The sequence below is a fragment of the Paraburkholderia sp. CNPSo 3076 genome (assembly GCF_026343935.1).
Taxonomy (GTDB): domain Bacteria; phylum Pseudomonadota; class Gammaproteobacteria; order Burkholderiales; family Burkholderiaceae; genus Paraburkholderia; species Paraburkholderia nodosa.
This window is the reverse complement of record NZ_JAPMAL010000017.1, coordinates 97,965-111,534: the sequence shown is the minus strand read 5'-3', so window position 1 is coordinate 111,534 and position 13,570 is coordinate 97,965. Positions and strand designations below refer to the sequence as shown.

General features: G+C 68.2%; 8 protein-coding genes. 5 read left to right on the top strand and 3 right to left on the bottom strand.

Translation table 11 applies throughout. From position 1 onward, the window contains the following. Window positions 1–37 precede the first annotated feature (37 nt). Both M3A49_RS42520 and M3A49_RS20850 read right to left on the bottom strand, forming a co-directional pair. A complete protein-coding gene (locus M3A49_RS42520) occupies window positions 38–4,519 on the bottom strand; it encodes a DNA translocase FtsK (RefSeq protein ID WP_323183233.1) in 4,482 nt (1,493 codons plus the stop codon). 211 nt (window positions 4,520–4,730) lie between these two features. Then, on the bottom strand, window positions 4,731–5,330 hold the full coding sequence (locus M3A49_RS20850) for an META domain-containing protein (RefSeq protein ID WP_266230701.1): 600 nt from the start codon (window positions 5,328–5,330) through the stop codon (window positions 4,731–4,733). A 268-nt stretch (window positions 5,331–5,598) separates the two neighbouring features. On the opposite strand from M3A49_RS20850, the gene purT reads away from it, so the two are divergent. The 5 genes from purT to M3A49_RS20825 all read left to right on the top strand — a co-directional run bounded on the left by purT (window position 5,599) and on the right by M3A49_RS20825 (window position 12,542). Next, a complete protein-coding gene (purT, locus tag M3A49_RS20845) occupies window positions 5,599–6,822 on the top strand; it encodes a formate-dependent phosphoribosylglycinamide formyltransferase (RefSeq protein WP_266230648.1) in 1,224 nt (407 codons plus the stop codon). Window positions 6,823–6,872: 50 nt separating this feature from the next. Then, entirely contained in the window at window positions 6,873–7,268 is a 396-nt protein-coding gene (locus M3A49_RS20840) for an MliC family protein (RefSeq protein ID WP_266230646.1), read from the top strand. A 115-nt stretch (window positions 7,269–7,383) separates the two neighbouring features. Next, the gene (locus M3A49_RS20835) at window positions 7,384–9,030 is read left to right on the top strand and encodes an acetolactate synthase large subunit (RefSeq protein WP_254355820.1); all 1,647 of its coding nucleotides are present in this window, start codon (window positions 7,384–7,386) and stop codon (window positions 9,028–9,030) included. A 24-nt stretch (window positions 9,031–9,054) separates the two neighbouring features. Next, window positions 9,055–10,491, top strand: coding sequence for an aldehyde dehydrogenase family protein (locus M3A49_RS20830; RefSeq protein WP_266230644.1), 1,437 nt, complete (start codon window positions 9,055–9,057; stop codon window positions 10,489–10,491). A gap of 563 nt (window positions 10,492–11,054) precedes the next feature. Next, a complete protein-coding gene (locus M3A49_RS20825; RefSeq protein ID WP_266230642.1) occupies window positions 11,055–12,542 on the top strand; it encodes a DEAD/DEAH box helicase in 1,488 nt (495 codons plus the stop codon). Between the two features lie 71 nt (window positions 12,543–12,613). Here the strand turns inward: M3A49_RS20825 and gluQRS are convergent, their stop codons facing one another. Further along, window positions 12,614–13,564, bottom strand: a complete 951-nt coding sequence (gluQRS, locus tag M3A49_RS20820) for a tRNA glutamyl-Q(34) synthetase GluQRS (RefSeq protein WP_266230640.1) — start codon at window positions 13,562–13,564, stop codon at window positions 12,614–12,616. Window positions 13,565–13,570 lie beyond the last annotated feature (6 nt).

Here is a 13,570-nt window from a genome sequence, read left to right as displayed (position 1 = left end):
GAGATGACGCAAGAAGGCGCGAGGCGCACCTTCTTCCTTACTCGCCCTGGCCGCCGCCGGGCGCGAGTACTTCGCGGCTGCCGTTGATGCCCATCGGCGAAACGAGTCCCGCCGTTTCCATTTGTTCGACCAGACGCGCGGCGCGGTTGTAGCCGATGCGCAGTTGCCGCTGCACCGACGAGATCGACGCGCGCCGCGTACGCACGACGAATGCGACTGCCTCGTCGTAGAGCGGGTCGGCTTCGGCGTCGGGCGAGTCGCCGAACAGGTCCTGCGGCGCGCCTTCGGCAGCCGGGCCGTCGAGAATGCCTTCGACGTATTCGGGCTCGCCGAACTGCTTCAGATACTCCACCACGGCGTGCACTTCCTCGTCGGCGACGAACGCGCCGTGCACGCGCTGCGGGTAGCCCGTGCCCGGCGGCAGGAACAGCATGTCGCCCTGGCCGAGCAGCGACTCGGCGCCCATTTGGTCGAGAATCGTGCGCGAGTCGATCTTCGACGACACCTGGAACGCCACCCGCGTCGGAATATTCGCCTTGATGAGACCCGTGATGACGTCCACCGAAGGTCGCTGGGTCGCGAGAATCAGGTGGATGCCGGCGGCGCGCGCCTTCTGGGCGAGACGCGCGATCAATTCTTCGATCTTCTTGCCCGCGACCATCATGAGGTCGGCGAGTTCGTCGATCACGACCACGATCATCGGCAGCGGCGAGAGCGGCTCGGGGGCTTCCGGCGTGAGCGAGAACGGGTTGCCGATCTTCTTTTCGTTCGCTTCGGCGTCGCGGATCTTCTGGTTGAAGCCCGCGAGATTGCGCACGCCCACCGCCGACATCAGCCGGTAGCGCTTCTCCATTTCGCCCACGCACCAGTTGAGCGCGTTGGCGGCGAGCTTCATGTCGGTCACGACCGGCGCGAGCAGATGCGGAATGCCTTCGTACACGGAAAGCTCGAGCATCTTCGGATCGATCATGATGAGCCGCACGTCCTCTGGCGTCGCCTTGTAGAGGAGCGACAGGATCATCGCGTTGATCGCGACCGACTTGCCCGAACCGGTTGTGCCCGCCACGAGCATGTGCGGCGCCTTGGCGAGATCGGTGACGATCGGATGGCCGACGATGTCCTTGCCCATCGCGATCGTGAGCTTCGACTGCGAGCGATGGTACGGCGCCGATTCGAGGATCTCCGAGAGGCGGATCATCTGGCGGCGGGCGTTCGGCAGTTCGAGGCCCATGCAGGTCTTGCCGGGGATCGTTTCGACCACGCGGATCGACGTGAGGCCGAGGCCGCGCGAGAGATCCTTCATGAGGCCGACGATCTGGCTGCCGCGCACGCCGAGCGCGGGGTCCACTTCGAAGCGCGTGATGACCGGGCCCGCCGAGGCGCCGACCACCGTCACGGGGACCTTGAACTCCTGGAGACGCTGCTCGATGAGCTGACTCGTTTCGGCGAGCTTCTGCTCGGAGACAGGCTCGATCTCGGACGATGCGCGCTCGAGCAGATCGAGCCCGGGCAGTTCGACTGTCGATGCGCTGAGCGGCTCGAACACGAAGGACGTGGGCGCGTGGCCGCGCACGGGAGCGCGCTGGACTGCGGGCTCGGGGGCTTCGACCGCTTCGGGGGCTTCGATGGCTTCTGATACGGACTCGAAGTCGGGCTTCGCGGCGCTCGGCTCGGTCGCGATGGCGGGGTAGGGCGCCGCAATCGGGGCGGCGATCGACGTCGCGGGCTGCGCGCGATTCGGCGTGAGCGTGGCCTCGGCAACTGCGGGACGGCTTTCCGGCTGCGATTCGGCAACCCACGGCGGCGTTGCTGCGGGTGCGCGCGCTTGCGCTGCGGGCAGGGGCGTCGCCTCGAAAGCCGCTGCCTGGGTTGCCGGCGCGCCGGGTGCCGGCAAGGCCTCAGCGGCTTCTTTCGCAACGCCTTGCCCTTCATCCATCGACGCGGGGTGCTCGTCGACGCCGGCGGATTCGCTGCGCGCGACGGGCGCGAAAGACTCGCTCGCCTTCTGCTCGGCCACAGGCGATGGCGCTGCGTCGAAAGGTGTCGCGGGAGCCGCGTGCGCAACCGTCGGCGCGACATGTGCAGGCGTGGCGCGCGCAGAGGTTTCGAACGTACTGCCGTACGTGCCGTACGCCGATTCGTCGCGGGCCGGCGTCGACGCCGGATCGACCACTACGTCGGCGCGGGTGCTTGCTTCGAGCGGTTGCTCGCTAACGGGCACTGCGTGCTGAGCTGGCGTTGCGGTGGCGTCGGGTTGCGCCTCGCGGGCAACGCGGGGGAAGTGCACGATGTTCGACGCGGCCGATGTGTCGAGCTGGTCGTGTGCTTCGTGCGCATCGTGCGATTCGTGCGATTCGGCCGGAGCGGGTTGCTCGGCCTGCGCGCTTGCTGCAACCGGCGTTTGCGTCGCTGCGGGCGCTGGCGCGCTTGCCACAACAGGAGAAACCGCTACGGCCGGCGCAGGTGCCTGCTCTTGCACCGTCGATGGGCTGAACGTGAAGAACGGTTCGGCGGCGTGCGTCTCGGCGGGGGCGGCGGCCGACGGTTCGTCGTCAAGCAGGATCCACGGCATGCCGTGATCCAGCGTTGGCCACGGCGAGGGCGTTGCAGCTTCCTCCGCCGCCGCTTGCATAGGCTCGAGGTGTATCGCCTCGCTCGAGGCGTTTTGCGTGGCTTCGACCGCGTGGGCCGGCATCGATTGCCAGGCAGTCGGCGCAGTCGTGTAGCCGGCGCTGACCCAATTCGGCTCGGACGATACCGGGCTCTGAGCCGCAGCAGGGTAGGGGGCGGCGTGCGTAGCTGGCGTCGCGTCTGTCGTCGTGTCGCCCGGTTGCGGTGCGGCGTGCGCTTCCTCGAACGATTGCACACCCGGGTTTGACGCAACGTAGCCACCGTCCAGCTGCGTGACCGGTGCGGACGTCGTTTCCAGCGACCCGCCCGAAAACGTCACCGGCAGCGCCGCCGTCGCGAGGTCCGGCGATGCGCTCGGGAATTGCCCGTGCGTTTGTTCCTCGCCCGCGAGCGCGCCCGCTTCGTCCAGGGTGCGGCGTGCGAGGCTCGCGCCGGCGAGCGTCGTCCAGCGTGCGGCATTCTCTTCGATCGAGCGCAACGTTTCGAGCACGCTCATCGAGAGCGGCGCCTCCGCCTGCGGCGCACTGGTGGGCGCGGGGCGCGAGTAGGCGGGCGTCGCGGGCGGCGTTTCGGCCGGATGCGAGCCGAACGGCGCCGTGCGCGGCGCACCCATGGGCGGGCGAGGGCTCACGCGCGCGGGCTGCCCCTGCCAGACGTACGGTTTCGGCGGCTTCGCGACGCGCGGCGGCGCGGCGGCCGCAGCGCGTGCTGCCGTGCTGCCCGCCGCGGGCGGCGGTGTCGTGCGGCGCGGCATGACGGGTTGTGCGAACGGCGAAGTCAGCGGATCGAGCGGTGCCGGCATCGTGCCGAACGCGGCACTGCGCGCGGCGGCCGCGGCTGCGGCGGCGCCGGCCGCGAGCGGCGCGCCGTGCACCGCCGCCGAGGCCGAAGCCGTGCGCGCACCCGCGCCCGTCATCGCGGCGGCCATGGCCGGCCGCGTGTGCGCCGTCTCTGCCCGCCACGGCGCATTGGGCTGCGCAGGGACGCCCTGCGCCCCGTGCATACCCGCCACGTCCTGCACCGCGCTCGCACCGCGCGCCGGCTGGCGGCGCGCGTCGCCGAGCGGCGCGCCTGGCGGCAACGGCGCGCGCGGCGCCTCCATCGCTGCCCGCGACGCACCCGCAGGCGGCGTTTGCACCGGCGCACGCGTGCCGCGCAGCCAGTCGGCGGCCGCGGTCGGCTCGGTGCGCGCCCATGCCGCGGAGGGATCGGCGGGACCACGGAAGCCCGGTTCGGCACGACACGACGCAGGATCCGCAAACGCGTCCTGTGCGGTGGCAGCGGCCGACGCTGCGCCGAATCCCGTGGCCATCGCGCCGGCTGTGCGCGGGTTATCGCGACCCTCGCGCGCGTCACGCGCCGGCGGGCGCCAGATCGTCGGCCGTTTGCGTCGCGCGCTGTCGCCAGGCATCGGCGGATTGAAGGTGGCGGCGCTATGCGCGGGAAGTCCCTCTTCGGCCGCGGCGCGGCGGCTGCGCCGTTCGCGGCGCGGGCTGTCTTCGGTCTCACGCGCGGCGCGGATGTTCAGGCCGAGCCCGAGCGAGATATCGGCCCAGGCGAGGAATTCGCGCCAATGGAAGTCGAGCAGCCACGGCAAGCTCACGAGGAAGAGCGCCGTCATCGCGAGCGGCGCGGCCACGTGGCCGATGAGCTTGCCGAGCCCGCCCGAAAGCGCGTGGCCGAGCGCGTCGAAACCGGCGATGTCGATAAGCGTCGCCTCGAGCGCGCAGCTCGCCACGAGCACGCCGACGAAGCCGAGCCAGAGCCGGATCGTGCCCGGGCCGCGCAGGCCCGCGCCGCCCGGCAGCACGGACTTGACGAGACGCCAGATCAGAGGGATGAACCAGACGGCCGAAACGCCGAACCAGCCAGGAACTACCGTGTGCATGCCGAAGATGTACGTAGAGAAGGTGTGCGACGTGTGGAGTGTAACCGCTCGGCCCCTGCGCGCCGCCATCCACTTGAGGGCGGTGTTGCGCGCGGCACGGCAGGCGTTGTGCGCCCGACACGCCAAGGACCTTGCGCGCGCCGCTTTGGTTCGCGCGCAACAAAAAAAGCGCCGCGCCGGGCAAGGGCGCGGCGGCTCATGCGCGCAGCGTTCACTGCGCCGGTTTGGCTTCGGAGGCGGGCGTCGGGGCCGGCTCGGCACCCTGCTCGCCGAACGTCAGGCGGTCGCCGTTTTCGAGCACGAGAAAGAGCGATTGCGGATGGCGCATCTGCACGCCCGAGCGCGCGATATGCGAGAGCGCTTCCAGATAAGCGCCCTCGATATCGCCGCCCGCGCCTATGCACGCCATGCGCGTGCCGCCGAGCTGGCTGAACGAGAGCAGGCCGTTCTTGAGCGTATAGGCGCCGAAATAGCGGTTGCAGCCCGAGAAGCCGCTTGCGCGGCGCTGGCCGCTCTCGGTCGAGAGGTCGAGCGTGATCGGGCGAGCGTCGGGGCTTTCGGTGTTGCCGGCATCGGCGTTGCGGCCCGGCAGGGCGCGCATCGTGCCGTCGGCGCGCTTCCATTCCGCGAGCTGCCAGTGCGTGTTGTCGAGCAGCTGCGTCGTGGCGGGGTTGAACGGATCGGGTAGCGGCGCGGAGGCGTCCGTATGCACGGGCAGCTTGCACGCGCACACCAGCAGGGCCGCAGCGAGCATCGCCGTGCGCGAGGCCAGTTTTCGCGCGAATACGCCTCGGGCAGGGCGCAGGCGCATCTTCACGCGCGGACTCTGGCTCGGTGCCTGGCTCGGTGCCTGGCTCGGCGTCTGGCTCGCCGTCTGGCTATTAGGCATCGCATCGTTCCTCGTAATCGACGAAGGCGTAAGCGTAACGCACCGCGCTGCAGCATGCGAGCGCAAACGTGCGTACGCCGCGCCTGAAGCGGGCGGCCGGCCACGGCCCAGAGCGCCTCGCCACGGCAAGTCCGCGTGTTAACATCGGCGCTCTTACGCATTTGCGCCATACCGTCATTCTGGAGACATCATGCAAACCCGCCCCCGCATCGGCACGCCGCTTTCCGCTTCCGCTACCCGTGTCATGCTGCTCGGCGCGGGCGAGCTGGGCAAGGAAGTGATCATCGCGCTGCAACGTCTCGGCGTTGAGGTAATCGCCGTCGATCGTTACGAAAACGCGCCCGGCCATCAGGTCGCGCACCGCGCGCATGTGATCGACATGGCCGATCCCAAAGCGCTGCGCGCGCTCATCGAAGCGGAACGCCCGCATCTCGTCGTGCCCGAAATCGAAGCGATCGCCACCGACGCGCTCGCCGCCGTCGAGGCCGAGGGTGTCGCCGAGGTGATCCCTACTGCGCGCGCCGCGCAGCTCACGATGAACCGCGAGGGCATCCGCCGCCTCGCCGCCGAGGAACTCGGCCTCGCCACCTCGCCCTATGCGTTTGCCGATTCGCTCGACGAGCTGAAGGCGGGCGTCGCCAAGGTCGGCTATCCGTGCGTGGTGAAGCCGGTGATGTCGTCGTCGGGCAAGGGGCAGTCGGTCGTGCGCAGCGACGCCGACGTCGCGCGCGCCTGGGAATATGCGCTGGCGGGCGGCCGCGTGAACCGCGGGCGCGTGATCGTCGAGGGCTTCATCAACTTCGACTATGAAATCACGCAGCTCACCGTGCGCGCCATCGACCCGGCCAGCGGCCAGGTGCAAACGTATTTCTGCGATCCGATCGGCCACCTCCAGGTGGACGGCGACTACGTCGAATCGTGGCAGCCGCAGCCGATGAGCGCGAAGGCGCTCGAGCGCTCGCGCGAAATCTCGCACAAGGTGACCGAGGCGCTGGGCGGGCGCGGTCTCTTCGGCGTCGAGCTGTTCGTGCGCGGCGACAAGGTGTGGTTCTCGGAAGTGAGCCCGCGCCCCCACGACACGGGGCTCGTCACGCTGGCGTCGCAGCGCTTCTCCGAGTTCGAACTGCACGCGCGCGCGATTCTCGGCCTGCCCGTCGATACGACGGCGCGCGGTCCGGGCGCCTCGGCCGTGATCTACGGCGGCATGGACGCGCGCGGCATCGCGTTCGAAGGCATTGCACAAGCGCTGGCCGTGCCGGGCGCGGATTTGCGCCTCTTCGGCAAGCCCGAGAGCTTCGTGAAGCGCCGCATGGGCGTCGCGCTCGCCACGGGCGCCGACACCGACGAGGCCCGCTCGCGCGCCCGCGAAGCGGCCGCGGCGGTGCGTCCGGTGCCGGGCGACGCGGCACAGTGAGCGTGCGGCGCGGGGCCGGCGCAACGCCAACGCAACCCACGGAGAACACAATGATCGATGCTCGAAGCGGTGCAATCCGGCTGGCGGCTGCGTGCGGTCTCGCCGCCGCGCTGCACGTGGGCGCCGCATATGCGGCAAATGCGGCGACCCCGCTCGAAGTGCGTGACATCCAGGTGCAGTCGCGCCACACGTTCAGCTACACCTGCGCCAACAGCAAGACCTTCAAGGTCACCTATCTCAACGCGGCCAACGGCCAGAGCTTCGCGCTCGTGCCCGTGGCGGGCCGCAAGCTCCTTTTCGTCGGTGTGATCGCGGCCTCGGGCGTGAAGTACGTCGCCGACCGCTACACGTGGTGGACCAAGGGCCCTGGCGCGGATCTCTACGACGTGACGTCAGACGCGAGTCCGAAGCCGGTGCTCTCGGGCTGCGCGACGATCATGCGCTAACGCCGAACGCACGCTTCACGACACATTCCGCCTGGCGGGAGTAACCTGTCGGCCTGTTCGCGAAGGTCGGCTGCCGCCCGCGCCGTCGGCCAAGCGCTTGTCAGCGAGGTGGTCGATGAAAGCATCGGATCTGTTCGTGAAGGCGCTCGAAGCCGAAGGCGTCGATTATGTGTTCGGTATTCCAGGGGAAGAGAACCTCGATCTGCTCGAATCGCTGCGGCGCTCGAAGATTCGTCTGATCGTCACGCGCCACGAGCAGGCCGCGGGCTTCATGGCCGCCACTTACGGACGGCTGACGGGCCGCACCGGCGTGTGTCTGGCCACGCTCGGCCCCGGCGCCACCAACTTCGTGACCGCCGCGGCCTATGCGCAGCTGGGCGGCATGCCCATGCTGATGGTCACGGGCCAGAAGCCCATCAAGTCGAGCAAGCAGGGCCACTTCCAGATTGTCGACGTGGTGCGCATGATGGAGCCGCTCACCAAGTACGCGCGTCAGATCGTCTCCATCGGCAATATTCCGGCGCTCGTGCGCGAGGCGTTTCGCCAGGCCGAGCAGGAGCGGCCCGGCGCCGTGCATCTCGAACTGCCCGAAGATGTGGCCGACGAGGAAGGCGACGGCAAGCCCATTCCCAAGAGCTTCAGCCGCCGGCCCGTGGCCGAGGAAAAGGCCGTCGCGCACGCGGTCGGGGCGATCTGCAAGGCGCGCCATCCGCTTCTCATGATCGGCGCGGGGGGCAATCGCAAAACCACGCGCAACGTGCTGCGCGAGTTCGTCGACGAAACCGGCATCCCGTTCTTCACCACGCAGATGGGCAAGGGCGTGATCGACGAGTCGCATCCGCTCTGGCTCGGCAACGCCACGCTGTCGGACGGCGACTTCGTGCACCGCGCGATCGAGCACGCCGACTGCATCATCAACGTCGGCCACGACGTGATCGAAAAGCCACCGTTCTTCATGCGCAGCGCGGAAGAGAAAACCGTCATCCACGTGAATTTTCTCGGCGCGGAAGTCGACCCCGTGTATTTCCCGCAGATCGAGGTGGTGGGCGACATCGCCAACGCCGTGTGGCAGCTCAAGGAAAGCCTGAAACCGCGCGAGCACGCGTGGGACTTCGCGCGCTTCGAGGAGATCAAGCGCCATTTCGAGGCGCATCTCGCCAAAGGCCAGCACGACGAGCGCTTTCCCATGTATCCGGTGCGGCTCGTGCACGACGTGTACGGCGCGATGCCCGAGGACGGCATTCTGTGCCTCGACAACGGCATGTACAAGATCTGGTTCGCGCGCTACTACCGCGCGCGCGAGCCCAATTCGATCCTGCTCGACAACGCGCTCGCCTCGATGGGTGCGGGGCTGCCCTCGGCCATCGCCACGAAGATCGTGCATCCGCAGCGCAAGGTCGTGGCGGTGTGCGGCGACGGCGGTTTCATGATGAATTCGCAGGAGCTGGAGACGGCGGTGCGCCTGAAGCTCGATCTCGTCGTGCTGCTGTTGCGCGACGACGCGTTCGGCATGATCCGCTGGAAGCAGGAGAACATGAATTTCCCCGATTACGGGATGACGCTGCAGAACCCCGATTTCGTCGACTATGCGCAGAGCTACGGCGCGCATGGACACCGCGTGGGCTCGGCGGACCAACTCAAGCCGCTCGTCGAGCAGTGCCTGGCGCTTCCGGGCGTGCATGTGATCGACGTGCCCATCGACTATTCGGACAACGAGCGCGTGCTCAATCGCGACATCAAGCGCCTGAGCGCGCAGCTTTGACGCCGCACTTACGGAGAACCCGTCATGCTCAAACCGACTTATCCGTACTATCTGGCCAATGAGGCCGTCGCCGCCAACACCGACCTCGAAGTCACCGATAAATACAGCGGCGAAGTCGCCACGCGCGTCGCGCTCGCCGACGCGAAAGCGATCGACAAAGCCATCGCGGCAGCCGAAGCCGCCATGCCCGCCATGCGCGCGTTTCCACCGTACAAGCGCCAGGCCGTGATCGATCATTGCGTGGCGCGTTTTCGCGAGCACTTCGACGAACTGGCGATGGCGCTGTGCATCGAGGCGGGCAAGCCGATCAACGACTCGCGCGGCGAGGCCACGCGCCTGATCGACACGTTCCGCGTGGCCGCCGAAGAGAGCGTGCGCATCGATGGCGAGATCGTGAATCTCGAGATTTCCGCGCGCGCGAAGGGCTATCACGGCTACGTGAAGCGTGTGCCGATCGGGCCGTGCTCGTTCATCTCGCCGTTCAATTTCCCGCTCAATCTGGCTGCGCACAAAGTCGCGCCGGCGCTCGCCGCAGGCGTGCCGTTCGTGCTGAAGCCCGCGAGCCGCACGCCGGTGGGGGCGCTCATCATCGGCGAGGTGCTGGCGGAAACCGACCTGCCCAAGGGCGCGTTCTCGATCCTGCCCGCGCACCGCGACGGCGCCGACCTCTTCACCACCGACGAGCGCTTCAAGCTGCTCTCGTTCACAGGCTCGCCCGCGGTGGGCTGGGACCTCAAGAAGAAGGCCGGGAAGAAGAAGGTGGTGCTGGAACTGGGCGGCAATGCGGCGGCCATCGTCGACGGCGATCAGGGCGGCAAGCTCGATTACGTGGTCGAGCGCCTGGCGTTCGGCGCGTACTACCAGTCGGGACAGAGCTGCATCGGCGTGCAGCGCATTCTCGTGCACGCGTCGATTTACGACGCGCTGCGCGAGAAGCTCATCGCCAAGGTCAAGACGCTCAAGATGGGCGACCCGAAGGACGAGACGACCTTCGTCGGGCCGATGATCTCCGAGTCCGAGTCGAAGCGCCTCGCGGGCTGGATGGAGAGCGCGGTGCTCGAGGGTGCGAAGATCGTCGCGGGCGGCAAGGTGGACGGCGCGATGTTCGAGGCCACACTGCTCGAAGACGTGCGCCGCGACACCGACCTCTATCGCAAGGAGGCGTTCGGGCCGGTCGCGATCCTGGAGCGTTTCGACGACTTCGGCCGTGCGCTCGAGATCGTCAACGACAGCGATTTCGGCCTGCAGGCGGGCGTGTTCACGGATTCGCTCGCCAACGCGCATCGCGCGTGGGACGGGCTCGACGTGGGCGGCGTGGTGATCAACGACATTCCGTCATTTCGCGTCGATAACATGCCGTACGGCGGCGTGAAGGACTCGGGCCTCGGGCGCGAGGGCGTACGCTACGCGATCGAGGATATGACCGAACTGCGGCTGATGGTGATGCGCGAGACGTGGTGAGTGGTGAGCAGCGGGCTGGCGGAAAAAGGGTGCGATGCGTCGCCGCATGGCGCGCGGGTTTTCCTCGTGCGCCATGTTGCAGAACGCATGGCCCGCTGCCATAGGGATTTATGCCAAGGTGCTACAATACCGGCCTTTCGGCCCTTTGCGCCTGCCGCAAAGGGCGGCCAGAACGGCAGCGAGCAGGCGGCAAGCCGCCCCGAGGCTTGCTGGATCGGCCTGAAAAAGCCGATCGAGCCGTTTTAACATATCCGGTGCGCACGCCAGTCAATAGACGAGGACGGCGCCGGAACCATCTGGAATCGAGCGAGTCTGGCTGGGTTGAACCCGAGCGAGCGCGGCGATGCAGCCAGCGCCCCGTCCCCGGCAGATTGTCTCGTCGTCCACGGGCCATCCCGGGCCATCCGTTTGCCGGGAAGCCCTCGCGGGCGTGTGTTCCGCCCGTCGCAGGAGGGCGCCTGACGTGTTGTCCGGCGCCTTTGCATCGACCTGCAATGCCCAGCAGTGACCATTTGAGGCGCTCCCGCGCCTTGCGCGAATAGCGCCTTTATAGCGAAGCCACCATGTCCGACACAGCCGTCACGCCCAGCACTGCGAACTTTGACCAGTTTGGTCTGGCCCCCGAAATTCTCAGGGCCGTCAAGGAGCAGGGCTACACGACGCCCACGCCGATCCAGGCGGAGGCGATTCCCGTGGTGCTCACGGGCCGCGACGTGATGGGCGCCGCGCAAACGGGCACGGGCAAGACGGCGAGCTTCTCGCTGCCGATCCTGCAACGCCTCCTGCCGATGGCGAGCACGAGCGCTTCGCCCGCCCGCCATCCGGTGCGTGCGTTGATTCTCACGCCGACGCGCGAGCTGGCCGACCAGGTCGCCAACAACGTGCGCACCTACGCGCAGCACACGCCGCTGCGCAGCGCGGTGGTGTTCGGCGGCGTCGACATGAATCCGCAGTCCGACGAGCTGCGCCGCGGCGTGGAAATCCTGATTGCGACGCCTGGCCGCCTGCTCGACCACGTGCAGCAAAAGACCACGAACCTGGGTCAGGTGCAGATGCTCGTGCTCGACGAAGCCGACCGCATGCTCGACATGGGTTTCCTGCCCGACCTGCAGCGCATCCTGAACCTGCTGCCGAAGGAGCGCCAGACGCTGCTGTTCTCGGCCACGTTCTCGGGTGAGATCAAGAAACTTGCCGCGACCTATCTGCGCACGCCGCAGACCATTGAGGTGGCGCGCAGCAACTCCACCGCGACCAACGTCACCCAGGTGGTGTACGAAGTCGCCGAGGGCGACAAGACCGGCGCGGTCGTTCAGCTGATTCGCGACCGGGGCCTGAAGCAGGTGATCGTGTTCTGCAACAGCAAGATCGGCGCGAGCCGCCTCGCGCGCCAGATCGAAAAGCAGGGCATCGTCGCGTCCGCGATCCACGGCGACCGCACGCAGGGCGAGCGCATGCAGGCGCTCGACGCCTTCAAGCGCGGCGAAATCGAAGCGCTCGTGGCGACCGACGTGGCTGCGCGCGGCCTCGACATTGTCGAGCTGCCCGCTGTCATCAACTTCGACCTGCCTTTCAACGCCGAAGACTACGTGCACCGTATCGGCCGCACGGGCCGTGCGGGCGCCTCGGGTGACGCGCTTTCGCTGTGCAGCCCGAACGAGAAGAAGCAGCTCGCCGATATCGAGAAGCTCATCAAGCGTCCGCTGACTGTCGAGCGCCTCGTGGTCGACGTGCCGGTGCCGCATCACGAGGGTGGCGCCCGCCGCCGCGAGCGCGACGGGCATGAAAGCCGCGAAGGCCGCGGCGAGCGTGGCGAGCGCGGCACGCACCGCCGGGCGGCGTCGTTCGAGCGCCCGCATCATCATCGTTCGCAGCCGATCGACGACTTTTTCCTGAAGCCCTACGAGCCCTCGGCGAGTGCGCGCAGCAAGGCGGAAGACAATCCCGCGAACGCCGCGCCGCAAAAACAGCAGTCGAAGCAGCCGCTCGCGGCGCTGCTGGGCGGCCTCGGGTCGTCGTGGCGCAACAAGCCGACGTCGTCTTCGTCGAGCTGAGTTCGAGCGCGAGAGATTCGCGCGGCGCAGAGAAAAACGGCATGTCGCTCCGGGCGGCATGCCGTTTTTGCTTATGCGGCCGGCAATTGCGCGAGCCGCCGCTTCCACGCATCGATCGCGTCGAACTGGAACGCTGCGAGCGTCGCGGGCGCGGGATCGTGCAAATCGAGGCCCAGGTGCCGCGCCGCGGCCATCAGCGCTTCCAGAGGGCGTGACGCATCGAGCGCCTGCGCCCCGGTCTGCTTCGAGAGCTTTTCTCCCTCCGCGTTCCTGACGACCGGCACATGCAGATACGCGGGCGTCGGCACGCCGAGACACTGCTGGAGCCAGATTTGCCGCGCCGTCGAGTCGAGCAGGTCCGCGCCGCGCACCACGTGCGTGATGCGCTGGTCGGCGTCGTCCACGACGACGGCCAGCTGGTAGGCCCATTGACCGTCCGCGCGCAGCAGCACGAAATCGCCGACTTCGGTTGCGAGGTTCTGGTGCTGCGCGCCTTGCCAGCGGTCGTCGAAGCGGATCAGTGCGGGATTGGCGTGCACGCCGGCAGCTTCGGCGTGGGGTTCGCCCGCAGCTTCCAGGTCAGGCACGCGCAGCCGCCATGCGCGTGCGGGCTTGCCGTGCAGGCCGTTGCGGCAGGTACCCGGATAGATCAGCGTGGTGTTGCGCTGGTGCGCGCGCAGTTGCGAATCGGCGATTTCCTTGCGTGTGCAGCCGCACGGGTAGACGTGGCCTAAGGCGATCAGCCGGTCGAGCGCCGCGCGGTACAGATCGATGCGGCGGCTCTGCCATTCGGGTGGTTCGTCGGCGTGAAAGCCGAAGGCCGCAAGCGTCGCGAGAATGTCCTCGACTGCACCCGGCACCGTGCGCGGGCCGTCGATGTCCTCCACGCGCACGAGCCACACGCCGCCATGCGCTCGCGCGTCGAGCCAGCTCGCGAGCGCCGAAACGAGCGAGCCGAAGTGCAGCGGGCCAGTGGGCGAGGGCGCGAAGCGCCCGCGATACCCTTGCGGCGTTGCGCTCACGCGCGC